The sequence below is a fragment of the Rhizobium sp. O111 genome (genome assembly GCF_055616315.1).
In genome coordinates this window covers 546,671-572,601 of sequence record NZ_JBSHXL010000002.1, presented here as the reverse complement: position 1 = coordinate 572,601, position 25,931 = coordinate 546,671, and the positions used below count along the sequence as shown (strand labels likewise).

General features: G+C 62.4%; 21 protein-coding genes. 12 read left to right on the top strand and 9 right to left on the bottom strand.

The genetic code is table 11. From position 1 onward, the window contains the following. Positions 1–24: 24 nt before the first annotated feature. Entirely contained in the window at positions 25–1,299 is a 1,275-nt protein-coding gene (locus tag ACVTFQ_RS22170; protein ID WP_112435662.1) for an extracellular solute-binding protein, read from the bottom strand. 86 nt (positions 1,300–1,385) lie between these two features. Here ACVTFQ_RS22170 and ACVTFQ_RS22165 point away from each other — a divergent pair, with 86 nt between their 5' ends. The 5 genes from ACVTFQ_RS22165 (at position 1,386) to ACVTFQ_RS22145 (ending at position 6,661) form a co-directional block, all read left to right on the top strand. Further along, positions 1,386–2,297: a helix-turn-helix domain-containing protein gene (locus ACVTFQ_RS22165; RefSeq protein ID WP_112435663.1), complete on the top strand. Its 912-nt coding sequence runs from the start codon at positions 1,386–1,388 to the stop codon at positions 2,295–2,297. Between the two features lie 132 nt (positions 2,298–2,429). Then, on the top strand, positions 2,430–4,274 hold the full coding sequence (locus ACVTFQ_RS22160) for an IlvD/Edd family dehydratase (RefSeq protein ID WP_470424005.1): 1,845 nt from the start codon (positions 2,430–2,432) through the stop codon (positions 4,272–4,274). Positions 4,275–4,471: 197 nt separating this feature from the next. Next, complete coding sequence (locus tag ACVTFQ_RS22155; RefSeq protein WP_113176687.1) at positions 4,472–5,632, top strand: fumarylacetoacetate hydrolase family protein; 1,161 nt, start codon at positions 4,472–4,474, stop codon at positions 5,630–5,632. 178 nt (positions 5,633–5,810) lie between these two features. Further along, positions 5,811–6,056, top strand: coding sequence for a hypothetical protein (locus ACVTFQ_RS22150; protein WP_409527904.1), 246 nt, complete (start codon positions 5,811–5,813; stop codon positions 6,054–6,056). 167 nt (positions 6,057–6,223) lie between these two features. Next, the gene (locus ACVTFQ_RS22145) at positions 6,224–6,661 is read left to right on the top strand and encodes a helix-turn-helix domain-containing protein (protein ID WP_018901631.1); all 438 of its coding nucleotides are present in this window, start codon (positions 6,224–6,226) and stop codon (positions 6,659–6,661) included. Between the two features lie 112 nt (positions 6,662–6,773). On the opposite strand, the gene ACVTFQ_RS22140 is transcribed toward ACVTFQ_RS22145, so the two are convergent. The 5 genes from ACVTFQ_RS22140 to ACVTFQ_RS22120 form a co-directional block, all read right to left on the bottom strand. Further along, complete coding sequence (locus tag ACVTFQ_RS22140; RefSeq protein WP_113176685.1) at positions 6,774–7,955, bottom strand: M20 aminoacylase family protein; 1,182 nt, start codon at positions 7,953–7,955, stop codon at positions 6,774–6,776. A gap of 105 nt (positions 7,956–8,060) precedes the next feature. After that, positions 8,061–8,840: an amino acid ABC transporter ATP-binding protein gene (locus tag ACVTFQ_RS22135; protein WP_111560403.1), complete on the bottom strand. Its 780-nt coding sequence runs from the start codon at positions 8,838–8,840 to the stop codon at positions 8,061–8,063. Beyond that, a complete protein-coding gene (locus ACVTFQ_RS22130) occupies positions 8,837–9,769 on the bottom strand; it encodes an amino acid ABC transporter permease (RefSeq protein ID WP_111560404.1) in 933 nt (310 codons plus the stop codon). The genes ACVTFQ_RS22135 and ACVTFQ_RS22130 overlap by 4 nt, the downstream gene beginning before the upstream one ends. Next, complete coding sequence (locus ACVTFQ_RS22125) at positions 9,766–10,656, bottom strand: ABC transporter substrate-binding protein (protein ID WP_026283574.1); 891 nt, start codon at positions 10,654–10,656, stop codon at positions 9,766–9,768. Before ACVTFQ_RS22125 ends, ACVTFQ_RS22130 begins: the two co-directional genes overlap by 4 nt. 39 nt (positions 10,657–10,695) lie before the next feature. Then, positions 10,696–11,676, bottom strand: coding sequence for a substrate-binding domain-containing protein (locus ACVTFQ_RS22120; RefSeq protein ID WP_111560936.1), 981 nt, complete (start codon positions 11,674–11,676; stop codon positions 10,696–10,698). 101 nt (positions 11,677–11,777) lie between these two features. Here ACVTFQ_RS22120 and ACVTFQ_RS22115 point away from each other — a divergent pair, with 101 nt between their 5' ends. From ACVTFQ_RS22115 to ACVTFQ_RS22090, 6 genes are all read left to right on the top strand, one after another. Beyond that, entirely contained in the window at positions 11,778–13,106 is a 1,329-nt protein-coding gene (locus tag ACVTFQ_RS22115) for an aminotransferase-like domain-containing protein (RefSeq protein WP_111560405.1), read from the top strand. Between the two features lie 503 nt (positions 13,107–13,609). Next, positions 13,610–14,893 (top strand): extracellular solute-binding protein, encoded by a 1,284-nt coding sequence (locus ACVTFQ_RS22110; protein WP_111560937.1) that lies wholly within the window; start codon positions 13,610–13,612, stop codon positions 14,891–14,893. An 85-nt stretch (positions 14,894–14,978) separates the two neighbouring features. Then, the gene (locus ACVTFQ_RS22105; RefSeq protein WP_111560407.1) at positions 14,979–15,911 is read left to right on the top strand and encodes a carbohydrate ABC transporter permease; all 933 of its coding nucleotides are present in this window, start codon (positions 14,979–14,981) and stop codon (positions 15,909–15,911) included. Continuing rightward, positions 15,908–16,750 carry a carbohydrate ABC transporter permease gene (locus ACVTFQ_RS22100; protein ID WP_047503834.1) on the top strand — a complete coding sequence of 281 codons (843 nt, stop codon included), beginning with the start codon at positions 15,908–15,910 and terminating at the stop codon, positions 16,748–16,750. The genes ACVTFQ_RS22105 and ACVTFQ_RS22100 overlap by 4 nt, the downstream gene beginning before the upstream one ends. A 27-nt stretch (positions 16,751–16,777) precedes the next feature. Next, complete coding sequence (locus ACVTFQ_RS22095; protein WP_413391924.1) at positions 16,778–19,798, top strand: alpha-mannosidase; 3,021 nt, start codon at positions 16,778–16,780, stop codon at positions 19,796–19,798. Positions 19,799–19,980: 182 nt separating this feature from the next. Continuing rightward, a complete protein-coding gene (locus tag ACVTFQ_RS22090; protein WP_413391930.1) occupies positions 19,981–21,162 on the top strand; it encodes an ROK family transcriptional regulator in 1,182 nt (393 codons plus the stop codon). A gap of 5 nt (positions 21,163–21,167) precedes the next feature. Here ACVTFQ_RS22090 and ACVTFQ_RS22085 read toward each other — a convergent pair whose 3' ends face one another. Continuing rightward, on the bottom strand, positions 21,168–22,241 hold the full coding sequence (locus ACVTFQ_RS22085; protein ID WP_413391923.1) for an ROK family transcriptional regulator: 1,074 nt from the start codon (positions 22,239–22,241) through the stop codon (positions 21,168–21,170). 403 nt (positions 22,242–22,644) lie between these two features. Between ACVTFQ_RS22085 and ACVTFQ_RS22080 the strand changes: the two genes are divergently transcribed. After that, positions 22,645–23,820 carry a hypothetical protein gene (locus ACVTFQ_RS22080; RefSeq protein WP_413391922.1) on the top strand — a complete coding sequence of 392 codons (1,176 nt, stop codon included), beginning with the start codon at positions 22,645–22,647 and terminating at the stop codon, positions 23,818–23,820. Positions 23,821–23,907: 87 nt separating this feature from the next. Here the strand turns inward: ACVTFQ_RS22080 and ACVTFQ_RS22075 are convergent, their stop codons facing one another. Continuing rightward, positions 23,908–24,993 (bottom strand): quaternary amine ABC transporter ATP-binding protein, encoded by a 1,086-nt coding sequence (locus ACVTFQ_RS22075; RefSeq protein ID WP_112949368.1) that lies wholly within the window; start codon positions 24,991–24,993, stop codon positions 23,908–23,910. Further along, positions 24,986–25,873: an ABC transporter permease gene (locus tag ACVTFQ_RS22070; protein ID WP_018901608.1), complete on the bottom strand. Its 888-nt coding sequence runs from the start codon at positions 25,871–25,873 to the stop codon at positions 24,986–24,988. The genes ACVTFQ_RS22075 and ACVTFQ_RS22070 overlap by 8 nt, the downstream gene beginning before the upstream one ends. Between the last annotated feature and the right edge of the window lie 58 nt (positions 25,874–25,931).

Below are 25,931 nucleotides of genomic sequence, written 5' to 3'. Positions count from 1 at the left end.
CGAAGGGGTGCCCGGCATCGTCACTCATTCCGCAATGGGAAGGCCGGTAGCGGTCTCGATCTGCTTGGCGGCATCGTCGAGCGCCGTCTTCGCATCGGGGTAGCCGCCGGCGAAGTACTTGGTCTGCGTGGCCTTGTAGATCGCGTCGGCGTCCGTCTGGAACTGCGTGCCGCGGCTCGGCTTGATCTTCGGCAGGGTCGAGAGAATATCGGCCCAGACCTTCTGGCCACCCCAATAGGGCTGCGCCTCGTTGACGAACGGATCCTGCACCGCCGACAGCAGCGACGGCACGAGACCGAAGGACTTCAGCATCGCGACCTGGCCCTCATTGGTGCCGAGCGCGTAGTCGACATAGGTCCAGGCAGCTTCCTTGTTGGCCGAGTTGGCGGCGATCGCCAGCGACGAGCCGCCGAGGTTGGCCGCATGCGGCCCATCCGGCGTCAGGCTCGGCATCATGTAGACGCCCCACTTGCCCGACAGATCGGGCGAGCCCGAGCGAACGGTGCCTTCGTACCAGCCGCCATACATCTGGCTGGCGGCCTTGCCAGCTGTGTTGGCCTGGATCTTTTCGTCCCAGATGGCGGCCGTCAGCGTACCGGCGTCCTTCATCTCCTTGACCTTCTCAAGGGTGGCGACGCAGGCGGGCTGGTTGATGGTGATGTTCTGACCATCCGTCGAGAAGTAGCCGCAGCCCTGCTCGTTGGAGATCATGCGGAACCATTCGCTGTCGCCGTTGAAATCGGCCTGCGCCATGACGACGCCGGGATTGGCGGCCGAGATCTTCTTTCCGGCGGCGATGAAATCGTCCCAGGTCTTGATCGATGCCGGATCGACGCCGGCCTTTTCGTAGAAGTCGCGACGATAGAAGACGGCGACCGGGCCGGAATCCCACGGCATGGCATAGGCGACATCGCCCACTTCAAGCTCGGTGCGCTTGAACTCAGGGAATTTTCCTTGAATTTCAGCCGTATAGCCGAGGTCCTTCAAGTTGGCGAAGCAGTCCGGGAATCGATTCCAGAAGATTTCGGCCTCGAAGTTTTCGACCGTTACGATGTCAGGCAGGCCCTCGCCGCCGGCAGCACATGCTGCAAGCATCTTGTCGAAAACCTGTTGGTTTCCAAGGTCTTCCACCGTGACCTTGATATCTGGGTGGAGCTTGTTGAAGCCCTCAAGCGTGGACTTCAACGCCGATGCGGCGACGTTCCAGCTCCAGATGGTGAGATTTGCGGACTGCGCGAATGCGGAGCCGGATGCAAGAAGTGCAACAGCAGCGGTTGCACCGATAAGTTTGAAGCGCATTGAAAATCCTCCCTTTTCAATTGCCGTCCCTTAGCGAACGTGACTACACTAACCGCAAGGGAGCCGCTGTCTCCTAAAAAGGGAATATGGATTTGGCGGAAAGTAAGATTGAACAGAGGGCTGTCTATCAGCCGGGAGCGAGCAGCATCGAGGGATTGCCGACGGCACTCCAGATGTTTCACAACCATCCGCCGCCAATGCTCATGCCGCATTGGCATGTGCAGGTGGAGTTGAACTACATCATGCGTGGTGAGGTGCACTACCGCATGAACGGCCACGACATCAGCATGAAAACCGGCGACATGTGCCTGTTCTGGGGCGGGCAGCCGCACCAGATGGACGAGAGCAGCGATGATTCGATCTATGCCGGCGGGCATTTGCCGCTGGTCTATTTCTTCCGCATGCGCGTGCCGATCAACATTTCGAGCCGGCTGATGAAGGGCGAGATTCTCTTCACGTCCGCCACCGATGCCGCCGACATCGAAAACTTTCCGCGCTGGGTGGCCTACGCAAAATCCGGCGATGCCGCCAAGGCGCAACATGCCGTGGAGGAGATGCTTCTGCGCATCGAGCGCATCGTGCTCGAGCCCTATTCGATGCTGGCGCCCAACGGCTTGTCGGCGACGGATGATGTCGAGCAGGCCTATCCGCAATCCTCGCGCAGTGTCGCGCGCATGTGCGATTTCATCGCCCTGAACTTTTTGCACGAGATCGATTCGGTCGATATCGCGCGGGCGGCGGACCTGCATCCGAAATACGCGATGAACCTCTTCAAGAAGACGACGGGCATGACGCTCAGCAAATACGTCAACCTGCTCAGGCTGTCTCGCGCGCAGGCGATGCTGATGAACGAAGAGGCGAATGTGCTGCAGGTGGCGATGGATAGCGGATTTGGCTCGATCAGCGCCTTCAACAAATCCTTCCGCCATATCGCCGGCATGTCGCCATCCGATTTCCGTCGCGACGCGCGCTTCATCTCGCAATACGTTCCGGCCTGAGGAGACAACGCCGTAAACGTTGCCGGAGTGACGTCAGCCGTTTCGCGCGCCGACAATCCGCCATGTTGCCGATGATACTTGGACGTACCGATCGGCTAACCGCATGACAATACCGCAGCAAAACCAAGGAAAATGATCGTGGTCGAGAAAACACCCCCCTCATCCAGCAACACCGCAATCGACGAGAAGACCGGGGGCCCGCAGCTTCGCTCCCGCGCCTGGTTCGACAATCTGGCCAATCCCGACATGACGGCGCTCTACCTCGAGCGCTACATGAACTTCGGCCTCAGCCAGGAAGAGCTGCAATCGGGCCGGCCGATCATCGGCATCGCGCAGACGGGCTCCGACCTGTCGCCGTGCAACCGCCACCATATCGAGCTTGCCAAGCGCGTGCGCGAAGGCATCCGCGATGCAGGCGGGATCGCCATCGAGTTTCCGGTGCATCCGATCCAGGAAACCGGCAAGCGCCCGACCGCGGGCCTCGACCGCAACCTTTCCTATCTCGGCCTTGTCGAGGTGCTCTACGGCTATCCGCTCGATGGCGTCGTGCTGACGATCGGCTGCGACAAGACCACGCCGGCCTGTCTCATGGCCGCGGCAACCGTGAACATCCCTGCGATCGCGTTGTCCGTCGGCCCTATGTTGAACGGCTGGTTCCGCGGCGAGCGCACGGGCTCGGGCACGATCGTCTGGAAGGCGCGCGAGATGATGGCGCGGGGCGAGATCGACTACCAGGGCTTCGTCAAGCTCGTCGCCTCCTCAGCCCCGTCGACCGGCTACTGCAACACGATGGGCACGGCGACCACGATGAACTCGCTTGCCGAAGCACTCGGCATGCAGTTGCCGGGCGCTGCGGCCATCCCCGCCCCGTATCGCGACCGCCAGGAAATCTCCTACGAGACCGGCCTGCGCATCGTCGAGATGGTGCGCGAGGATCTGAAGCCATCCGACATCCTGACCAGGGAAGCCTTCATCAACGCGATCAAGGTCAACTCGGCGATCGGCGGCTCGACCAACGCCCCGATCCATCTGAACGCGCTTGCCCGCCATGTCGGCGTGGAGCTCTCGGTCGACGACTGGCAGACCCATGGCGAGGAAATCCCGCTGCTCGTCAACCTGCAGCCGGCGGGCGAATATCTCGGCGAGGATTACTACCACGCCGGCGGCGTCCCCGCCGTCATGGGCGAGCTGATCAAGCATGGCCACCTCGACACCAACGCGAAGACGGTCAACGGCAAGACGGTCGGCGAGAATTACACGGCCTCGATGATCGAGGATGAGAAGGTCATCCGGCCGTTCGACCGGCCGCTGAAGGAGCGCGCCGGCTTCCGCGTGCTGAAGGGCAATCTCTTCTCCTCTGCGATCATGAAGACCAGCGTTATCTCGCCGGAGTTCCGCGACCGCTATCTCTCCAATCCCGAGGACCCGGAAGCCTTCACCGGCCGCGCCGTAGTCTTCGACGGGCCGGAGGATTATCACCACCGCATCGACGACCCGTCGCTGGCGATCGACGCCGCGACCATCCTCTTCATGCGCGGCGCCGGCCCGATCGGTTACCCGGGCGCTGCCGAGGTGGTGAACATGCGCGCGCCGGACTATCTGTTGAAGCAGGGCATCTCGTCTCTCCCCTGCGTCGGCGATGGTCGCCAGTCGGGCACATCAGGGTCGCCCTCGATCCTCAACGCTTCGCCGGAAGCGGCCGCCGGTGGTGGTCTTGCGATCCTGCAGACGGGCGATCAGGTGCGCATCGACCTGAAGAAGGGAACCGCCAACATCCTGATCAGCGACGAAGAAATCGCCAAGCGACGCGCGGAACTGGTTGCCGCCGGCGGCTATGTCTATCCAGAAAGCCAGACGCCGTGGCAGGAAATCCAGCGCTCCTATGTCGGGCAGATGGAAACCGGCGCGGTGCTGGAGCCGGCGGTGAAGTATCAGCGGATCGCCCAGACCAAGGGTATCCCGCGCGACAACCACTAAGCGACGACATCAATCATGGGTCGGCGTCTGGACGGGTGCCGGCCCATGAGCGTTTTCGCGGATAGGCGATCATTCCCCAGCATTCCGGCCTTGCTCGGCGTCGGCGAATATGATCGATTTTGCTGCCGCTGGGTTGGAGGGCGGCGCATCCCCTGGCTCATAGAGCGCGTCCATCGCTCGCGTGACGGAACATTATCATGCCTTATACCCTTCTCGACGCCGCCGCCTCGGGTGGCCTGTTCGTCGGCCGTGCCTGGAACCCTGCCGCCGAAGGCCCCAGCCTCGTGACGATCCGCGATCAACAGGTGATCGATATCACCTCGAAGGACGTGGCCACGATGAGCGCGCTCTTGGAGCGACCTGATCTCGTCGCCTTCGTCCGCGCGGCGAACGGCAAGTCGCTTGGAACGCTCGAGGAGATCGCCGCAAACAGCACCGACAAACCGGATGCCTCGCGCCCCTATCTGCTGGCGCCGGTCGATCTGCAGGCGGTCAAGGCCTGCGGCGTCACCTTCGCGCAATCGATGATCGAGCGGGTGATCGAGGAGAAGGCGGCGGGCAATCCCGACCGCGCGGCCGCGATCCGCGAACGCGTCAGCACGCTGATCGGTGGCAGCCTCAACAATCTGAAGGCGGGGTCTCCGGAAGCAGCCACGGTCAAGCAGGCGCTGATCGAGGAAGGGATGTGGTCGCAATATCTCGAGGTCGGCATCGGCCCGGATGCGGAAGTTTTCACCAAGGCGCCGGTGCTCTCCTCCGTCGGCTGGGGTGCCGATGTCGGCTTGCATCCGGTCTCGACCTGGAACAATCCGGAGCCGGAGATCGTGCTCGCGGTGAATAGTCGTGGTGAAATCCAGGGCGCGGCGCTCGGCAACGACGTGAACCTGCGCGATGTCGAGGGACGCTCGGCGTTGCTGCTTGGCAAGGCGAAGGACAACAACGCCTCCTGCTCCATCGGCCCCTTCATCCGCCTGCTCGATGACAGCTTCGATCTTGATGCGGTGCGCAGCGCAGAACTCGACCTCAAGGTAACCGGCGAAGACGGCTTCGTGCTTCATGGCAAGAGTTCGATGTCGAAGATCAGCCGCGATCCGACCGATCTCGTGCGCCAGACCTGCGGCGCGCATCACCAGTATCCCGATGGCTTCATGCTGTTTCTCGGCACGCTGTTTGCCCCGACGCAGGATCGCGACGCGCCGAACCAGGGTTTTACCCACAAGATCGGCGATGTCGTGGAGATTTCGTCGGTCGGGCTCGGCTCGCTTGTGAACACGGTGCGACGCTCGAACGACTGCACCCCCTGGACCTTCGGCATCGGCGCGCTGATGGCCAATCTGGCAAAACGCGGGCTGCTTTAGGCGCGCGGCGCAAGCAGCTTTTGATGGCGGTGTCTGCCGCCGCCATCAAAAAACATCCGGGATAAGCCAGCACCGCCTGTCCATTCCAAGCCGCGACCATATATGCACAGGTCAAGCGAAGCGAAGATGTGAGGGCGCGATGAAACGGACTGTGGTTGCAATTGTCGCGCTGGTTTTCATGGCAGGATGCACGACGGGCAAGAACTATTCCGCACCCGGCCTGACGCCGATTCCAGGCAGCATCATCTATAGTGGCCAGCCCCGGACGAAGCTCACAAAATCGCCGATCGGCTCGACCTTCCCGCACAGCTTCATCGACCAGTACGGACAGGAGGTCGAGGAGACCTACATGATCCAGCCCGACCGGACGCTGAAGATCGTCCACCGCGTAATCCGGCCGATCCGCTTCGGCGGTAGAGATTGAGCGAAACGCACGTATGGCGCGTATCTTCGGGGTTTTCGCCCACAGATCACCTTATCGTCATAATCCTGAGGTTGAATTTGATCGCTTGCTAAGACAAACTGTTGTTGCTGGATAGAGCCGGTTTGCCGGGGACTGTTTCGCTTTGATTCCGGCATAGGACATACAGGATGAATGCTAAGACACCGAATGCAATCGATAGCTATGTGGGTTCCCAAGTCAGAATGCGCAGGCAGTTGCTGGGACTGAGCCAGGAAAGGTTGGCCGAACAGATCGGCGTGACGTTCCAGCAGGTGCAGAAGTACGAAAAGGGAATGAACCGGATCGGCGCCAGCCGGCTGCAGCGTATAGCTGAGGTTCTGAACACCACGCCAAGTTTCTTCTTTCAGCAGGATCCGTCGGAGCCTTTGTCGCTCGCCGGCCTCGATCTGACGGCAACGACCGATCCGGTCGCGGAATTCCTGCATTCCAAGGAAGGGCTCGCGCTCAACAAGGCGTTCATCAAGATCACGGACACGCAGCTGCGCGAGAAGATCGTGGCGCTCGTGAAGGCGATGGCGCAGACGCAGGTTGCCGCGGACAAATCCGCCGCCTCGTCCAACCAGTAGTGGATTTATCGGCCGACGGCGCATCCGCGCCGCGGCATGCATGAGATGAAAGAAGGGGCGCCTGTTGCGGGCGCCCCTTTTTCGTTTCTTGGGAGAATTCGATACCGAACGACTACTCGTCGAGGTAGCGTTCCGTGAGGCGCGCCCACATTGCGGCACCCGCCGTCAGGCTGTCGTCGGCGAAGTCGTACTTGGCGCTGTGGAGGATCGCGGAGTTCATGCCATTGCCGAGGCGCAGGAAGCTGCCCGGCTTGTGCTGCAGGAAGTGGGAGAAGTCCTCGCTACCGGGGATGAGCGGGCAAAGCGCGACATTGCCTTCACCGACAAGCTCCTCGGCCACCATGCGGGCAAACTCGGTTTCCTTCTCGGAGTTGACGACGACGGGGTTGCCGTAGGCGTAGTCGATCTCGACGGTCGCACCGAAGCCTTCGACCAGTGACATCGTCAGCGCGCGGATGCGCTTTTCGAGGATCTCGCGAACCTTCGGGTCGAACGAGCGCACCGTCAAAAGCATGCTCGCGCTTTCCGGGATGACGTTGGCCACTTCGCCGGCATGGATGGCGCCAACCGTAACGACAGCCGTCTGCGTCGGATCGACATTGCGCGAGATGACTGTCTGCAGCGAGACGACGAGATTGCAGGCGACGACGACGGGATCGATCGTCAGGTGCGGGCGCGACGCGTGGCCGCCCTTGCCCGTGATCTTGATCTCGACCGTGTCGGCGGCCGCCATCAGCGGCCCCGAACGCATGAGCCAGCTGCCTTCAGGCGCGCCGGGGTGATTATGCAGGCCGAAGATGGCGTCGAACGGGAAGCGCTCGAACAGGCCGTCATCGATCATCGCCTGGGCGCCGCTGAAGCCGCCGGCCTCTTCGGCGGGCTGGAAGATCAGGTTGACCGTGCCGTTGAACTTGCGGGTGCGCGCCAGATATTCGGCGGCCCCCAGCAGCACCGTCGTGTGGCCGTCGTGGCCGCAGGCATGCATCTTGCCGGGAACCTGGCTGGCATAGGGCTTGCCGGTCTGCTCGGTGATCGGCAGGGCGTCCATGTCGGCGCGGATCGCGATGCTCTTCTTGCCGGCGCCCTGCGTCATGCGGGCGACGACGCCGTTGCCACCGACGTTGCGGGTCACTTCATAGCCCCAGCCCTCGAGCTTCTCAGCGACGAAGCGGGCGGTTTCCGTTTCTTCGAACGACAGTTCAGGGTGGGCGTGCAGATGCTGGCGGATGGCGCGCAGTTCGGCGTCCATGGGCTCGAAATCCGAAAGGCGGGCGAAATCGTTGTCGATGGTCATGTCCGTTCCAATTCTTTGCATGCGTGGTCCGCTACCGGCCCCATGACAGGGCCGGCCGGGTCTTCGATTGCATCATGAGCGGCTTTGCGCTGGATGAGCCCGATGTCAGAGAAAGCGCGACAGGAAGGCCTGCGTGCGCGGATGCTGCGGATTGCCGATCACATCTTCCGGCTTGCCCTGCTCGACCACGACGCCGCCATCCATGAACACCACCCGGTCGGCCGCCTCACGGGCAAAGCCGATCTCGTGGGTGACGACGATCATCGTCAGGCCCTGCTTGGCGAGATCGCGCATCGTCGACAGCACTTCGCCGACGAGTTCGGGATCGAGTGCCGAGGTCGGCTCGTCGAAGAGCATCAGCTTCGGCTTGATGGCCAGCGCGCGGGCGATCGCCACGCGCTGCTGCTGGCCGCCGGAGAGCTGGCGGGGATAGGCATTCGCCTTCTCCGACAGGCCGACACGCTGCAGGAGGTGCTTGGCGTTTTCGATCGCGTCCTTGCGGTTCTCACCGTGGACGCCGACCGGCGCCTCGATGATGTTCTGCAGCACCGTCATGTGCGGATAGAGATTGAACTGCTGGAACACCATGCCGATCTTGCGGCGCTGGCGGGCGATGCCGTTGGGCGAAAGTCGCTCCAGCCGGTCCTTGCGCACCCGATAACCGATCTGCTCGCCATCCACCTCGATGTATCCCTTCTGGATCGGCTCGAGGTGGTTGATACAGCGCAGGAACGTCGACTTGCCCGATCCCGACGGGCCGAGAACGACGACGACTTCGCCAGGCATGATGTCGAGGTCGATGCCCTTCAGCACTTCGAGATGATCGAAGGACTTGTGGACATTGCGCGCCTGAACCAGCGGCTTGGTGTTGGAGACGGCGGTCAATGGCTTGCCTCCTCTGCAGCGGCAACAGTGGTCGGCTTGGCCGTTGCGCCATTGCGGCGTTCGCTACGGCCGTAATAGGCTTCGATGTAGCTCTGGCCGATGTTGAGCACCGAGGTGATGAGCAGGTACCAGATGACGGCGACCAGCAGCATCGGGACGATCTCGAAGGTGCGGTTGTAGATCGACTGCACGGAGTAGAGCAGATCGGCCATGGCAATGACGCTGACGAGCGAGGTCGCCTTGATCATGCTGATCAGCTGGTTGCCCGTCGGCGGAACGATCGAGCGCATCGCCTGCGGAATGATGATCCGCCACAGCGCCCTGCCCTTGGTCATGCCGAAGGCCTCGGCGGTTTCCGCCTGGCCGCGATCGACCGACAGAAGGCCGCCGCGAATGATCTCGGCCATGTAGGCCGCTTCGTTCAGCGCCAGGCCGACAATGGCAGCCGTCATCGGCGTGATCACCGCATTGGTGTCCCAGCTGATGAGCGATGGACCGAAGGGAACTGATATCGACAACTGCGGAAACAGCGTCGACATGTTGTACCAGAAGATCAGCTGCACCAGCAGCGGCGTGCCGCGGAAGAACCAGATGAACAGCGAGGCAAAGCCTTTCGCCAACCGGTCGTTCGACATGCGCATGATCGCGATGATCAGGCCGAGCGCGACGCCGAGGATCATCGCGATGACGGTCAGGCCAAGGCTGACATAGAGGCCGCTGATGACGGTCGGGTCGAAGAAATATTGGGCAACGACCGGCCAACCGAAATTCTCGTTGTTGGCGACGATCCAGACGAAATCGATGACGACGATGGCGATGACCGCCCAAAGAACGAGGCGTCCCGTTCTGAACGGCGTATGCGCGGTAACGACGTCGCGGAAGTCAGCACCGCCCGAAGGCGGTGCATTGGTCGTGGTGTTGGTGCTCATTTGGGAAGCTGTCCGCCGAGGTTGAGGCCAGGTTCCTTGATCATGTTGTTCTCAAGGCCCCACTTTTTCATGATCGCGGCATAGCTGCCGTCGGCCATCAGTACCTTGATGGCGTCGATCAGGATAGGGCCGAGCGGCGAACCCTTGGGAACGACAGCGCCCTGGAAGATGTCCTCAAAGCCGTTCTTTTGGCCGACACCGGTCAGTTCGAGCTGGCCGTTGGCCTGGCTGACGAAGTAGGTAAGCGGCGCCTGCGAGGAGAAGAAGGCGTCGGCGCGCTTGGAGCGCACGGCGAGGATCGAGCTTGGCTGGTCGGTGTAGGACTGGACTTCGACGCCGCTCTTGCCGTCGGCCTTGCACTTGTCCGACTGGGTCTTGATCACGCGCTCGGCCGAGCCGCCAGCCATGACCGAGATGCGCTGGCCGCAGGCCGTGTCGAGCGAGGTGATGCCCTTCGGGTTCCCCTTCACGGTCGCGAAGACGACGAATTCCTGAACCCAGTCGACGAAGTCGTTGGACGCTTCACGATCCTTGTAGTCGCCAACGGGGCCGAAGGCGAACTGGTAGCGACCGGAGTTGACGCCGGCGAGAAGCGCCGGCAGGCCACCGACGGTCTCATGCTCGATCTTAACGCCGAGGACGGCGCCCAGGGCTTCGGTCAGGTCGGCACTGGCGCCGGTCATGACGGTGCCGGTGACGATTTCGTAGGGAGGGAACGAACCGTTGTTGACGGAGATCATCTTGCCCGAGGTCTTGATCGCGTCGGGCAGCTTGTCATGCAGCGCGGCGTTGAGCGCGGGCTTCGGCAAGGCCGCATCCTCAGCCATCGCGGCACTGGTGGCCACGGCGCTTGCCAGGACGAGGTAGGTCATTTTCTTCAGCAACATGTTCATTCCCCTTATTAATGCTGTCTTGGTTGCATGCGGTTAGAGGTTGGTACCCGTACGGCTGCCGTCGGTATCGAACGGGAAGAGTTCCAAAGGCGTCATCTCGCGAGCGAGAATGCCCTGGGCGTGAAGCTCGGCCGAGAAATCGGCGATCATCTTCTCGTTGGCGGCAAGGCCGTTTTCATCCCAGTTCGCAGGGAGTTCGAGGGAGGTCTTCAGGAGCTCGTCGAACATCCAGGGCGACGTATCCGCATATTTGCGGCGCTTGTTCAGCCACATGCGCTGCGATTCCTCGATCAGCTGGCTGAGCTCGGCAATGATCCAGGGGTTCTCTTCCACGATCTCAGCCTTGATGCCGATGAGGTGCATGCCGGGTACATAACCCACCTCGTCGAAATATCGACGCTCGGCACCACGGAAATCGGACAGAACCTGCCGGAAAGGTGAACCATTGGCAAAATAGCCATCCGGCATGAACGGCGTGAAGATCGCGTCGAGCTGGCCTTCGCGCAAAAGGTCGACCATCGGACGCTCGCCGGGAGCCGCTTCGATCAGGCCGGGGCGACCGAAGCCGTCGAGCCGATCGACAACAGGATGCGCTTCCGTCAGGCGGCCAGCATACCACATCGCGTCCTCGACCTGAACGCCTTCGCGACGCACCGCGGCGCGCGTCCAGGTATTGCCCGAGTCGCGCCAACCGGTGACGCCGATGCGCTTGCCTGCAAGCTGCGACAGCTCGGTGATCGGGCTGTCCTTCATGGTGATGACGCAGCGATGGCGGAAGCCGCGCATGATGAAGTTCGGAATGCCGACGACGCTGTGGTCACCATCGTAGCGCAGCTGGGTGTAGCGGCTGAAGGACATTTCGGCTGCGTCGCAAGAGTCGCTCTTGCCGACATGCGAAACCAGGGTGCCGATGCGCTCGACCTTGACGTCGAGCTTCGACGACGCGACGTCACCGAGAATGAGAGGGGTAATGTAGTCCCAGTCGCGAAGGGCAAGGCGAAGTGTGATCGGCATCTGCATTCACTCTCGAAGTTTCTTGTCTGGCGCATCGTTAAATGTTCAAATGAAGCCGATCAAATGTTATTACGTTATTGAACATTAAATACGGTGCAAAAATGAGCGATAGTCGGAATGCGGCGTGGTTTGCCCAAAAAATAACCGATCGGACGATTCGCGGGATCGCGCTCGAGACGAGCGCCCTCATCCGTGGCGGCGCGCTGCCTGTCGGCACCAAGCTTCCGGCCATTCGCGACCTAGCCTTTGCGCTCGGCATCAGCCCGGCCACGATCTCCGAAGCGTGGAGCGAATTGCGGCGCCAGAAGATCATCAGCGGCCGCGGGCGCAACGGGACGTGGGTGAGCGGCGACCGCTTCGTCGCCAAACCGGAGCGACTGGCGAGTTCCGGCAACTACGGCGAAGATGTCTTGAACCTGACGGCGGCCGTGCCCGACGTGACGCTTCTGCCGAAGCTTGGGCAGGCGATGGTCTACGGCGCCTCCGCCGAGAACCTGAACAGTTATGAGCGCAACCGCATTCTGCCTGAGCTAGAGGCGGCGGTCAGAGAGACGTGGCCCTACGAGCCCGAGGCGTTTTTGGCGACCAACGGCGGCTACAACGCCGTCTATACGCTGATGCATGCGCTTGTGATGCCCGGCGCCGCTGTCGCGATCGAAAACCCGACTGCCATGCGTCTGCTTGATATTCTCGAAGATCGCGGGGCGCGCATCATTCCCGTGGAGTGCGACAACGAGGGTCCACTGCCCTCGTCCTTGCGCCAGGCCATGGCCTATCGCCCCGTCGCCTTTATCTTCCAACCGCGCATCCATTCAGTCACCGGCCAGACTGTGACTGCCGCGCGTATGCAAAGCCTTGCCGACGTCTTGCGCGGCGCCGATACGCTGATCGTGGAAGATGATGGCGTCGGTGATATCTCCGATACACCGAGGCAATCGATGGGGAATATCTTCCCGGATCGGGTGATCCACATATTCTCATTCTCAAAGACTCACGGCCCTGATCTGCGTCTGGCGGCCCTGTCGAGCTCGCGTGCGATCGTCGAGCAGATCCAGTCGTTCCGCAGCTTCAGCGCCGGCTGGACGAGCCGCATCCTGCAGGCGGCGGGCGCATGGCTGATCCGCGATCCGGAGACTCAGGAGACGGTGCGCAAAGCGCGCGATATCTACGCTCGACGTCGCCATGATCTGGTGCAGGCATTGCGCGACCGAAACATAAACGCCGCGCATGGCGCCGGCCTGTCCGCCTGGGTGCCGGTCTCCTCGGAGCCGTTCGCGATGGTGACGCTTGCAGCACGCGGGATCGCCGTGCATCCGGGCGCGAAATTCTCGCTGCTGCCGGGAAACTATCTGCGCGTGGCAACGGCCATTCTGTCCGATCGCTGCATCGAGGTCGCGGATTCAATCGCGCTTGCGGCATCGCATGATTGAGCTGACGGCGCAGCTAGACCACTCTTTGCCTGCGGAAGCAGACCGTCAGTAGCTACACGTCCAATTGTTGGTTGGTCTGAATCCAGCGTTGCAAGCCGGGTTCACCGACGTCCGAGGATTATAGTAGTTGTCAGCCGGATTATAGTTGGGGCCTGTCGTGCACGCGGAGGTGAGCGCGGCCACGATTATAACTACCCCGGCAGATACGCACCTTTGAACTGTGTCCACTAGACTCCCCCCCGATGGCTTGCCTCGATTCGAAAAATGCTCCGCTGACGCAGGAGATGCAAGGCCGAGATCGGATTTCCGCCACTGCTTCCCAAATCGCACTTGCCTCAGCTTTGAAGCGAGGCGTGCAACCCAACAGAGCTTCGCCCTGCTTGACACAAAAGAAAAGTGACTTAATCTAGTCGGCGGATCGGAGGAGACCCGTTGTTGTGGAGGCAGCGGCTCGGAATGGGATCCTGAATCGGGAGGAAATACTGGTGAAGAACAAGGCAATCATGCTCGCCCTTCTGGCGGGTTCGTTCCTGGCCACGCCTATTATCGCGGCGCCTCAGGATCTGATCACGGGCGACATCGTCGGCAAGGCCGATGCGCCCAACAAGCTCATTTTCCGCATGACGACAGATGGGCCGCGCAACAACGAGCCAGCTTATGCCGAGGGTTACAGCAAGCTCTTCAACGACTTCATCGCCAAGCGCCCTGACTGGCAGATCGAGCTGCAGATGATGTCTGGCGATATCGGCCAGGAGCAGGCACGCATGCTGGAGCAGGCCAAGTCCGGTTCCGCGCCCGACTGCGCCGCGGTCGATTCCTTCGTGCTGCCGCTGTTCAAGAAATCCGGTGTGCTGCAATCCTTCTCGCCCTATTTCAGCAAGGAAGAGATAGGCCAGCTGTTTCCCTTCATCCGCGAGGGCATCACCGGCGATGACGGCAACATCTATGCCTGGTGGTGGTCGACCGACCTGCGCGTCCTCTACCGCAACAAGGAGATCGTGCCCGACGCGCCTCAAACCTGGGACGAATTGAAGAAGGCCGCATTGCATTCCGTCAATGAAGGCATGGAAGGTATCCTCTTCAACGGCAGCCGCTATGAGGGCACAACCTTCGACTGGCTTGCCAACTTCTGGGGCCAGGGCGGCAAGCTGGTTAACGATCAGGGCAAGCCGATCTTTGGCGAGGGCGAGAACCGCGAGAAGTTCATCAAGGCGGTGAACTACTATCGTGATCTGGTGGAATCGGGTGCGGCTCCCAAGCGTGTCGCGACGCTCGGCAGCTATGACGATTTCAATGCCGCCGCGGCCGCCGGAACGACGGCGCTCTTCGTTGGCGGCAACTGGCAATATGCGCAGCTGAAGACCGCGCTCGACGAGGAGGAGTTCGCCAAGTGGACATTCTCTCCCCTTCCCGGCCCGACAGCCAATGAGCGCTCGACCGGCACCGGCGGCTGGACCGTCGCCGCCTTCAGCAAGGATGCCGCCAAGGTGAAGGTCTGCGCCGACCTTGCCCGCGAAGTCTATATGGGGCCGGCCAACGCGCTACAGGAACAGCTGCCGACCCGCGCCGACCTCTACGACAAGTACGAGGTCTTCTCGACGCCGGCGAATAAGACGTTCGCCGAGGCCCTGAAGGTCGGGCAGGCGCGGCCAGGGGCCGCCGTCTATCCCGAAATATCCAACCAGATCCAGATCATGATGGGCAAGGTGCTGACAGGCACGCAGGCGACGGAAGCCGCCGTCGACGAAGCCTTCACCGCCTCGCTCAGCGCCTTCAAACGGAGCTGAGTTGATGATCGGTGGCGCGGGGTAACCTCACCCGCGCCACCGATACCGACTGCCTGATCTCAATGACACATGACCGGACGGATCGATGACCAATCTCAGCATTGCGGCCGAGACTGCGCCTACCGGAAGCAGGCTTGCCGCGCGAAAGTTTTACCCCTCGCCCGCTCCCTGGCTTATGCCGCTGATCCTGGTTCTCGGGGTCTTCTATCTCTATCCGCTGATCGACGTCTTCCGCTTTGCCTTCACCAACATATCTATCGTCGGCAACGACGAAGAGTACACGCTGCGGACGATCGCCAACACACTTTCGAAGCCGGAACTGCTGCAGATCCTCTGGGTGACGCTGATCTTCACCGGGTCCAGCGTCGTAGCTCAGCAGGTGCTCGGGCTGTTCATCGCGCAGGTCGTCGTGCGCAGCGAAAAACGCGGCCTGTTCGGCTCGACCATCGTGCGCACCACGGCGTTGGTCGCCTGGGTGGTTCCGGGCATCGCCGGCGGTATCATCTGGAAGATGCTGTTCAACGAGGCGCCCTTCGGCGGCCTCAACAGCCTGCTCAGGATGCTCGGCGCCTCGCCCGTTCAGTGGTTGTCCGACCCGAACATGGTCATGTGGTCAGTCGTCATCTCCAACGTCTGGCGCGGAACGGCCTTTTCGATGGTCGTCATGTACGCCGCCATCAAGGCGATCGATCCGGAACTCTACGAGGCCGCCGAGATGGATGGTGCCAATCCCTGGCAGCGGATGATCTACATCACGCTTCCACAACTGCGCGCGGCGATCCTCGTCAACATGATCCTCATCACCATCCAGACGCTGAACACCTTCGATGCGATCATCTCGCTGACCGGTGGCGGCCCTGGCCGGGCGACGGAGGTTCTGTCGCTCTATACGTTCAACGTCGTCTTCAGGAACTACGATCTGGCGGCCGGCGCTGTGCTGTCGATCCTGATGCTCGTCATCAGCCTCAGCCTGGCGCTCGTCTACGCCCGCTTCCTGCCGAAGGGAGAACCCCAATGATCAATTCGAGACAGGAACGCATCGGCGATCTCTTCAGCTATCTCTTCATGCTGATCACCTTCCTCTTCTTCGCCTGGCCGTTGGTCTGGCTGCTGTCGCTGGCGCTGCGCACCCGCAAGGAGGTTTTTCTCGGCGTCTCCCGGCTGATCCCCAAGTCGCCGACGCTCGACAATTTCATCGCGATCCTCTCCTCCGACAAATTCGCGGGCTATCTGTGGAACGCGCTCATCCTGTCGGCCTCGAGCGCGATCGGCTGCCTGATCGTGGCATTGCCGGCGGCCTATGCCTTCTCGCGCTTTCCTTTCCGCGGCAAGGGGCCGTGGATGATGGTGCTGCTTGCCTTCCAGATGATCTCGCCGCTCGTCATCATGGTGCCGCTCTACCGCTACATGGCCAAGATCGGCCTCACCGACAGCCATTTCGGCGCGACCATGGTCTATATCGCGCTTGCCGTGCCGATGGTGACGTGGATCCTCAAGGGCTTCATCGACGGCATCCCGCGCAGCCTCGACGAGGCGGCGCTGATCGACGGGTGCAGCCATTTCGGCGTTTTCTGGCGGATCATTCTGCCGCTCTCGACACCGGGGATCGCGTCCGCCTTCATCATCTCCGTCATCGCCGGCTGGTCGCAATTCCTCGTGCCCTTCCTGCTGATCAGCAAGGAAGCGCTGATGCCGATCGGCGTCGGCATCTTCCAATATGCCGGCACCCAAAACGATAGCTCCATCCAGCTGCTGGCGGCCGCCTGCCTCGTCTCTGTCGTCCCCGCCATCGTCGCATTTCTTTCGCTCCAACGCCTCATTCTCGGCGCCATGACGGCCGGTGCCGTCAAGGGCTGATGTCTTTTCAAACCTCAGGATATGATCATGTCGCTTACGCTTGCCCAACGCCTCGACCGCATCCGCGTCCGCATGTCGGAACTCGAACACTGGCGCGCCCGTGAAACCGTTCAGATCAGCGATTGGACCTTCGACGGCGAGCCGATCGCGATCGGTGCCGCATGGCCGCGCAAGGATGGCACGGTAAGCTTCACCGCATCGGCGCGCGTGCCGGAACATTGGCCGGTCGACGAGGCACGGCTCAGCCTCAATCTCGGCGGCGAAAGCCTGATCACCATCGCCGACGAGGCCGGCAACGAAACACGGCTCGGGCTTGATCCCTATCACCAGGAATTCCGCCTGACGTCGCGCCGGATCAAAATCTCCTCGGAAACGGTCGCGCGCCTGCCATTCGGCGAACCCGTCCGCGCGCCCAGGTTCGAGCGGGCGAACCTCTTGTGGCTGGATGGGCCGGTCGACCGGCTGTGGCTGCTCTTGCGTCAGATCTCGGAGGCGGTCGATACGCTCGAAGGACATGAGGTCGTTCCGCATCTGATCGATATCGCCGAAGCCGCCATGCGCGGGCTCGACTGGCCCTCGTCGACGGCCGCCTATATCGCGCGCATGTCGCCATCGGTCGGCCAGCAGAAGATCTGGCAGCTGCCGGAGCTCGAAACCGCTCCCGAGGGTCTCAACCAGGGGCAGCGTGCCAGCGTGGTCGCGGCTTACGACACGCTGATCAAGGAGCTGAAGCAGTTGCGCGAACGCTTCCCGCCACAGGGTGAGATCGCGCTGACCGGTCACGCGCATATCGACCTCGCCTGGCTGTGGCCCTACCGCGAGACCCGCCGCAAGATGCGCCGCACCTTCCATACCGCGCTCTCGCTGATGGAGCAGTCCTCCGACTTCCGCTTCAACCAGTCGACGGCGCACTACTACAACCAGATCGCCGAGGATGATCCCGAACTTCTGAAGCGCATCGTCGAGCGCGTGAAGGACGGGCAGTGGGAAACGCTCGGCGGCATGTGGGTCGAGCCCGACACCAACATGCCGACGGGCGAGAGCCTCAGCCGGCAAATCCTCTACGGCCAGAGATACTTCGAAAAGACCTTCGGCGTTCGCCACACCGTCTGCTGGCTGCCGGATTGTTTCGGCTTCTCCGGCGCCCTGCCCCAGCTTCTGCGCCAGGGCGGGATGAAGAGCTTCTTCACGATCAAGGTGAACTGGTCGGAGACCAACAAATTCCCGGCCGACCTCTTCTGGTGGGAAGGCCTCGACGGCAGCCGGGTGCTGACCCACACCTTCGACAACCCGATGCACGGCTATAACGGCTTCGTGCAGCCGGATTGCTTCGTTCCCACCTGGCGGAACTTCCAGCAGAAGGACAAGCACGAGACGACGCTTCTGGCCGTCGGCTATGGTGACGGCGGCGGCGGCGTGACGCCGGAAATGATTGCCCGCGAGGAGCAGCTGCGCGCCTTCCCGGCATTGCCCGCCGCGCGCTGGACCAAGGTGCACGACTTCTTCGAGGGCGCGCACAAGAGTGCCACCGAAAACGAGCTCACCACGTGGCAGGGCGAGATCTATCTCGAGCTGCACCGCGCGACACTGACCAGCCAGAGCGTCGTCAAGCGCCTGCACCGCAAGGCCGAGCGCAGCCTGATCACCGCGGAAACCCTTGCCGGACTGGCGCACCTCATGGGCGGCGAGAAGCCGGCATCGCTGGAGAACGAATGGCGCGTCGTCCTGAAGAACGAGTTCCACGACATTCTGCCGGGCTCCTCGATCGCCGAGGTCTATGCCGACAGCGCTGAAGAACTCGACGGCGTGATCGCCGATGGCCAGGCCGCGCAGGCGAGCGCATTGGCGGCCATCGCCAAGCAGCTGCCATCTGGAAGCGGCAGCAACGTGCTGGTGGTCAATCCGTCGCTTGACGAACGGCCCGTGCGGCTGACGCTGGCCGACGGCAGCCACGTCTCGTCACGCGACAGCATCGCCCCGCTCGCCATCGCCGTCATCGACATCGCCTCGCTGAAGGCGCAGCCAGGCCTTTCGGCGAGCAGCAGCCATCTCGAGAACGACACGCTGAAGGTGACGTTGGCGAAGGACGGCTCGATTGCGAGCATCCTGCACAAGCCGAGCGGCCGCGAGGCGCTCGAAGGCGCCGGCAACCGGCTGTTCGTCTACCCGGCGGACAAGCCGCGCAACTGGGACGCCTGGGACGTCGAGGAGGATTATGCCGCGCGCGGCGAGGAGATCACCGCGCTTGATAGCATCGAACTGATCGAAAACACGGCGCACCGGGCAGCGATCAAGATCGTGCGCACCTGGCGCCATTCGCGCATCACGCAGATCCTGTCGCTCGGCGCCAATGCCCGCCGGCTGGATATCCAGACCGAGCTCGACTGGCACGACCGCCGCGCCTTCCTGAGGACCTTGACGGCTGTTGCCGTGCGCAATGCGCGCTCGACCTGCGAATGCGCCTATGGCGTCGTCGAGCGGCCCACGCATTCCAACACCTCTTGGGATGCCGCGATGTTCGAGGCGCCGGCACATCGCTTCGCCGATCTCTCGGAGCCGGGCTTCGGCGTCGCGATCCTCAACGACGCGAAGTATGGGCATAGCATCCGGGGCAACGTGCTCGGCCTCTCGCTGCTGCGCTCGCCCATCTATCCCGACCCGCTGGCCGATGAGGGGCTGCAGAGCTTCACCTACTCGCTCATGCCGCATGAGGGCTCCTGGCATGAGGGCGGCGTGCGAGAGGAGGCCGACGACCTCAACCAGCCACTGCTGGCGATGGCCGTCTCCGACCGCGCCGTTGGGGCGTGGCAGCCGATCAAGGCTGAGGGCATCGACGCGGCTCTCTCGGCGATCAAGCCGTGCGAGGATGGCGATGGCCTGATCCTGCGCGTTTACGAGCCAGCAGGCCGTCGCGGCGCCCTCGCCCTGACGCTGCCACAAGGATGGCGCAACGAGGGAACGGTGAGCATTCTCGAAGAGCCGATGCGCGATGTGCCGGTCGAGGGATTGATGCCGTTCCAGGTCAAGAGCTGGCGTATTTCGCGCTAACCGACGTCAACGGATGGTCGGAGCCCGGTCACGCAGTGGCTGGGCTCTTTCCGTTTACGACACAATGACTTACACTCGATAGGTCTTGTGGCGGTTCAACATACCAGACACCTAAGAGGAGAAGACGCAAGTTGCAGGTTTCGGGCTCCAATCCTGAGCAGGCGGCGGCGGCCAATCGGGCCATGATCCTGAGCGCGATCCATCGCGGCGGGCCGATTTCGCGTACCGAGCTGGCGGCGCGGTCGCGGCTGACCAAGCAGGCCGTCACACGGATCGTCGAGCGCCTGCTCGACGAGGGCCTCGTCATGGAGGCGCGACGGCGGCATGGGCTGCGCGGGCAGCCGGCGATCGAACTGGAGATCGATCCGGAGGGCGTGTTTTCAATCGGCGCCAATATCGACCGCGATCACCTGACCATCGTAGCCGTCGACGCTGTCGGCACCGTGCGCGGCCGCATTCACCACGAGGCGCGCTTTCTGCTGCCGGATGATTTCGTGGCGCTGATGGCCGATGCGCTCTCTTCGTTCCGAAGGCGCAAGGTCATCGAGGAAAGCCGGCTGGCCGGGATCGGCCTCGCGATCCCGGATTGGCTCGGCGAAGTGCCCGTTATTGGCTTTCCGCCAGAATACCGGCGCTGGAGCGGATACGATGTGCGCGGCGCGCTGGAGGCGATCTCCGATCACCCTGTCTTCATCGACAATGACGCCAACGCCGCGGCGCTGGGCGAAATCGAGTATGGGCTTGGCACCGAGATCGGCAGCTTCTTCTACATCCTCGCGAATGCCTGTCTGGGCGGCAGTCTTGTGATCGACGGTATCCGTCACAGGGGCGCCAGCGGGATCGGCGGCGAGATCGGCTGGCTGCCGGTGCTCTTCGACGACGGCCCATTCGCCGGCAGCACGCAGCCGCTCGGCGAGATGTTCTCGCTCTTCATCTTGCTCGATCACCTGAAGCGCAATGGTGTCGAGGCTTCCACGCCGGCCGACCTGCTGACGCTTGATGCGGCGGGGCGCGCGATCGTCAGCGCATGGCTGCGCAAGGTCAGCGTCAAGATCGCCCAGGCGATCGTTCATATCGGCATGATCGTCGATCCCGAAGGTGTTCTGATCGGCGGCCGTTTTCCCGTCCGCATCATCGACGAGCTGCTGCTCTACGTTCACGAAGAGATCGGCCGCCTCGGCGCCAAGGCGCCGTCGCTGCATCGCGCGGCCGGCTCGGAGGATGCGGCAGCGCTCGGCGCGGCGGCCATTCCGCTGGCGCATCGTCTCGGCCTGCCATCGGCCGAACCGGCGCAGCGGTTCCGTAATCCGATCGGTGGCCTCGCGAGCAGTGTGGAGAGATGGCCAGCGGTCGCGGCCGGGTAACACGGTCAGGCGGGAAACAGTGTCTCGTTGAAAGGCCGAAGGGCAGCGCCCAGCACCACGCCGTCTTTAGCATGGGTCGCCGGTTGCACCACCGGGATCCACGGGGCGATTACAAGATCGCGGATTTTCTCTTCCCGCTCCCGCGCCATGCTCGATATCACGGACGCCAGAATATCATCGGGCAACGATCCGCCGATGAGAATCGCGCCTGGCGCGATGAAGCCGGAGATCGCCAGAACCGCTTCGTGAAGGTGGCGGGCGGCAACGGTGATCCACGCATCCGCCGAAGCGTGTCCGGCCGCCATGTGACGCTCAAGCGAGGGCAATGTCGCAACCTCATTCAGCGTCGCGCCATCCACGCCCGATCGCATGTCACCGATCTGGCCGGCAAGCCCATGAATGCCGCGAAACGGTCGGCCGCCGATGAGAAGCCCCGCGCGAACAGTCTCGTCGATCAGGATGGTGACCAGCCCGCCTTCCGGATCGCCGATCCCGAGCGCGCGCTCCGCGCCGATCGCGGCTTCGCTGTCGTCGAGCACATAGAGCGGCCCTAACCTCTCGCGGATGCTCTCCTTAAGGCTAGTGCAGTCGATGGACGCTCCCGGCGCGATGGCGACGCCGCAGCCGACGAGCTTGCCTGAGGCGACATGCCGGATGCTCTCGATAGCCTCACCGATCTCCTCGACATCGGTGAAGCCGATGCGCGCGCGGATCGCACAGGAAAGGTCGATGACGACGATCTCGCTTCCCTCCGGAGCAATGGAGATTCCGAGCGAAAAAGCAGCGTCGGGACAGAGCGCGAACTCGAGTGCCGCGTAGCGCGTCGCGCTGGCGCGCTTGCGCCCCGCGACTAGGCCTGAAGTCGCCAGGCGCTGCACGATCCCCGCGATCGCCGGTTCCGTGAGCCCGAGGCGCCGTGACAATTCCTGCCGGGTCAGCGGGCCGAAGCGGCGCAGAAGGCCGAGCGTGGCTCGCGAGTTGTGATCGGCGATATCCACGGGGCTGATGCCTGGACGTGCGTCCGACGGATCGCGCGCCCTCGGCGAGCCGGAAACTGAAAGCCGCCGCGCCGTCTTCAACCGCGATATCCTTGAACCATGTTCTTGGCGCAGGTCACCAACAGCCTCCCCCTATTCGCGCAATCCAGTCCGTTGAAATATCGCGCAATTTTTCATGCGCGGCAAGAAAGCGGCCATCGATATGACGCCCGACGCCCAAGAAATGTCGAGCCAAGCGCGGCAACTCGCCGCTTTTGACGAAAGAAGGGCGAGAGGCCTTGTTGTTTCCGTAATCGGCTCATAGATGAGCTTCCGAAACGACCACTCATTTTTTAAGGGTTTTCTGTTTCAGTCTTTGCGGCTGGACGGGTGCGCCCCCCGAGAATGTCAGTGGTCTGCCGCCCACCATCGTCCGTAAAGAACGACATGGCCCACCGACAAGGGCCGGTCGTCGCATTCCGATTTGCTGCCAGGGTCACAAACATTGAGTCAAAGAGCTGCCATCAACCCCGTGGCCAATCCGCTGGTGGAAAAACGCGTCGTTCTGCATTTCCCCGGTTTCGAGCCACTTGATTCAAAGGCCCACCATGCGCGCTATGCACGGGCCGCCAAGCTGAGCGCCAAGGCCTGGAATCTCGACCTCGATGTCGGCGCCTTGAAAGAGGGCGGTTCCTTCGACGTCAGCTGCGGCTCTCAAGGGGAAAGAACGTCGAGCCGCGTGTTCGTCTTCGACCACAACGAGCTCGTGCGCAAATATAGCGACAAGAGCCTTCTACAGCGCCTCGCCTCCGGCTATGCCAGCGCCGCCAGCGTCATCCTCCAGGGCGGCTTCGTCGGCTATTTCCGACATGCCTGGCGCTTCGGCCTGTTCTTCGTGTTTCCCTTCGCGCTGGTTCTGCTGGCCCTTCTGCTGAGCGCCACGATCGCGGCCGCTCCCTATCTTCTCGGCCTTCAGCGCTGGAACTTTCTCTGGAGCGTGCTGCTTGGCGTGATGTTCTTCCGCTTTGTCTTCCTGCCCTTCGCCGCAAGGTTCCACACCCTGCATCTCTTCGCGGACTGGGATCTGGCCGTGGCGCTGGCGAAGCTCGACGATCCCGCCATCGTGCAATGGCTCGACAAGTGCAAGGCGCGGGTGCGCGACGCGCTGCGCGAGGATGCCAACGAATATCTGATAACCTCGCACAGCATGGGATCGAGCGTTGCCACCCATGTCATCGGCATGTTGGTCGAGGAAGAGCCCGCGCTTTTCGCCAACAAGCAGGTGGTTTTCGTCACTCTCGGCGGCGCCATTCTGCAGTGCGCCCTGCTGCGACCGGCAAGGAGCCTGCGGGCACGGGTTGGCGCGATTGCGCGCGCACGCCAGATTTTCTGGCTGGAGATCCACTGTCTGACCGACGTGATCCATTTCTACAAGTCGCGTGTCGTTGCGCTCTGCGGACATGCCGACGCCCCGCAGGCCTCGATCGCCACGATCCGCATGCGCCATATGCTGACGGGCGAGCACTATCGCAAGATCCGTCGCGATTTCCTGCGCGTGCATCGGCAATACGTCCTGGGCTCCGATCTGCGCTCCGCCTTCGACTTCACGCTGATGACCGCCGGCCCGCTTCCCGCCACCTCATTCGCCGACTTCGACCAAAACTGGATGCTAAAAGCGTAACCGATTGTTCTGAAATAAAAATGCGCGGCCGAGATTTTGTTCGGCCACGCATATTTCAAGCTCAATGCAACGCTGTTTGCCCGCCGATCACGGGATCGTCGACATCGCCTCGGCCACGGCCGCAGGCGACGCCGTTTGCGATGCGCCCGGCTCCTGACCGACGAGGCAGCGGATCAGCTCGCCCATGTTGACGCTGCCGATCTCCTGACCGTCACCAGACACGACTGAGGCCGAGGATGCGTTCGCGGCGGACAGCTGCCGCAGGGCTTCCTCGACGGTCGTGCCGGTGGGTATACGAACGCCGAACTTCACCGACGCTGACGGCGGCGACATGACGGCGTCGACATGGATCACCCTGGCGCGGTTCACCTCCTTGACGAAGGCGGTGATGTACTCGTCGGCGGGCCTGAGCACGATATCGGCCGAGGTGCCCTGCTGGATCACCTCGCCGTCTCTTAGGATGGCGATGCGGTCGCCGAGCCGCAATGCTTCGTCGAGGTCGTGGGTGATGAAGACCACGGTCTTCTTCAGCTCCTTCTGCAGGTCGAGCAGCACCGTCTGCATGTCGACACGGATCAATGGATCGAGCGCCGAATAGGCCTCGTCCATCAGCAGGATTTCGGCATCGTTGGTCAGCGCGCGGGCAAGGCCGACACGCTGCTGCATGCCGCCGGAGAGCTGATTGGGGTAGTGGTTGGAGAAGCCGTCAAGACCGACGCGCTTGATCCAGTGCTGCGCGCGCTCCTCGCGCTCACCCTTCCCCACGCCTTGGATTTCAAGGCCATAGACGGCGTTCTGCAACACGTTTCGATGCGGCAGCAGGCCGAACTTCTGGAAGACCATGGCGGTCTTCTTCTGGCGGAACTGGCGCAGCTGCTCCTTGTCCATGCGACAGACATCGACATCGCCGTAACGAACCTCGCCCGAAGTCGGGTCGATCAGACGGTTGATGTGGCGGATCAGCGTGGATTTGCCCGAGCCCGACAGCCCCATGATGACGGTGATGCCGCCACCGGGGATGGTGATGTTGATGTCCTTCAGGCCAAGGACATGGCCATGTTCCCGGTTGAGCTCGGTCTTCGACATCCCGCGCATGACGGGCTCGACGAAATCGCGAGCGCGTGGGCCGAAGATCTTGTAAAGGCTGCGAATATCGATCGACTGGCTAGCCATGGACGACCTCCCGGTGCTTCTGCAGACGCAGACCGTAAGCCTGGCTGATGCGGTCGAAGATGATGGCGATGCCGACGATGGCGAGGCCATTGAAGACGCCGAGGGTGAAATACTGGTTGGCGATGGCCTTCAACACCGGCTGTCCGAGCCCCTGAACGCCGATCATCGAGGCGATGACCACCATGGCGAGCGCCATCATGATCGTCTGGTTGATGCCGGCCATGATCGTCGGCAGCGCCAGCGGCAGCTGGACATTGCGCAGCTTCTGCCAGCTCGACGAGCCGAAGGCGTCGGCTGCCTCGAGCACGTCGCGATCGACCATGCGGATGCCGAGATTGGTGAGCCTGATCATCGGCGGCAGCGCGTAGATGACGACGGCGATGACGCCGGGCACGCGCCCGATACCGAGCAGCATGACGACGGGAATGAGATAGACGAAGCTCGGCATCGTCTGCATGACGTCGAGGATCGGGTTGACGATCTTCTGCAGCCGATCCGAGCGCGACATGGCGATGCCGATCGGAATGCCGATCGCGATCGAAAGCACGGTGCAGACGAAGATCATCGAGACCGTCTTCATCGTGTCTTCCCACATGTCGAAATAGCCGATGAGCAATAGTGTGACGATACAGCCGACGACGATCCGCCAGCTGCGCGTCGCCAGCCACGCGATTGCGCCGATGAGCGCGATCACCAGCGGCCATGGCATGCCCGTCATCAGGCGTTCAGCCCAGATCAGAAAGCTTTGCAGCGGGCTGAACAGATTTTCGATGCCGCTGCCGTAGCCGCGGGTGAAGGCGCGAAAGCCTTCGTCCACGCTCTTCTTCAAGGCGCGCAGCATATCCTCGTCCATCGACGGAAATTTCCAGAGCCAATCCATGTCGGTTCCCCATGACAAAATCGGCGGCGGCGTTGATTATTGTTGGCCGTCTCGCCGG

Excerpts from the sequence above, each read along its gene's own strand:
- ACVTFQ_RS22170 (WP_112435662.1), bottom strand. The coding sequence starts at position 1,299 with ATGCGCTTCAAACTTATCGGTGCAACCGCTGCTGTTGCACTTCTTGCA.
- ACVTFQ_RS22165 (WP_112435663.1), top strand. The coding sequence starts at position 1,386 with ATGGATTTGGCGGAAAGTAAGATTGAACAGAGGGCTGTCTATCAGCCG.
- ACVTFQ_RS22160 (WP_470424005.1), top strand. The coding sequence starts at position 2,430 with ATGATCGTGGTCGAGAAAACACCCCCCTCATCCAGCAACACCGCAATC.
- ACVTFQ_RS22155 (WP_113176687.1), top strand. The coding sequence starts at position 4,472 with ATGCCTTATACCCTTCTCGACGCCGCCGCCTCGGGTGGCCTGTTCGTC.
- ACVTFQ_RS22150 (WP_409527904.1), top strand. The coding sequence starts at position 5,811 with ATGGCAGGATGCACGACGGGCAAGAACTATTCCGCACCCGGCCTGACG.
- ACVTFQ_RS22145 (WP_018901631.1), top strand. The coding sequence starts at position 6,224 with ATGAATGCTAAGACACCGAATGCAATCGATAGCTATGTGGGTTCCCAA.
- ACVTFQ_RS22140 (WP_113176685.1), bottom strand. The coding sequence starts at position 7,955 with ATGACCATCGACAACGATTTCGCCCGCCTTTCGGATTTCGAGCCCATG.
- ACVTFQ_RS22130 (WP_111560404.1), bottom strand. The coding sequence starts at position 9,769 with ATGAGCACCAACACCACGACCAATGCACCGCCTTCGGGCGGTGCTGAC.
- ACVTFQ_RS22125 (WP_026283574.1), bottom strand. The coding sequence starts at position 10,656 with ATGTTGCTGAAGAAAATGACCTACCTCGTCCTGGCAAGCGCCGTGGCC.
- ACVTFQ_RS22120 (WP_111560936.1), bottom strand. The coding sequence starts at position 11,676 with ATGCCGATCACACTTCGCCTTGCCCTTCGCGACTGGGACTACATTACC.
- ACVTFQ_RS22115 (WP_111560405.1), top strand. The coding sequence starts at position 11,778 with ATGAGCGATAGTCGGAATGCGGCGTGGTTTGCCCAAAAAATAACCGAT.
- ACVTFQ_RS22110 (WP_111560937.1), top strand. The coding sequence starts at position 13,610 with ATGCTCGCCCTTCTGGCGGGTTCGTTCCTGGCCACGCCTATTATCGCG.
- ACVTFQ_RS22105 (WP_111560407.1), top strand. The coding sequence starts at position 14,979 with ATGACCAATCTCAGCATTGCGGCCGAGACTGCGCCTACCGGAAGCAGG.
- ACVTFQ_RS22100 (WP_047503834.1), top strand. The coding sequence starts at position 15,908 with ATGATCAATTCGAGACAGGAACGCATCGGCGATCTCTTCAGCTATCTC.
- ACVTFQ_RS22095 (WP_413391924.1), top strand. The coding sequence starts at position 16,778 with ATGTCGCTTACGCTTGCCCAACGCCTCGACCGCATCCGCGTCCGCATG.
- ACVTFQ_RS22090 (WP_413391930.1), top strand. The coding sequence starts at position 19,981 with ATGATCCTGAGCGCGATCCATCGCGGCGGGCCGATTTCGCGTACCGAG.
- ACVTFQ_RS22075 (WP_112949368.1), bottom strand. The coding sequence starts at position 24,993 with ATGGCTAGCCAGTCGATCGATATTCGCAGCCTTTACAAGATCTTCGGC.
- ACVTFQ_RS22070 (WP_018901608.1), bottom strand. The coding sequence starts at position 25,873 with ATGGATTGGCTCTGGAAATTTCCGTCGATGGACGAGGATATGCTGCGC.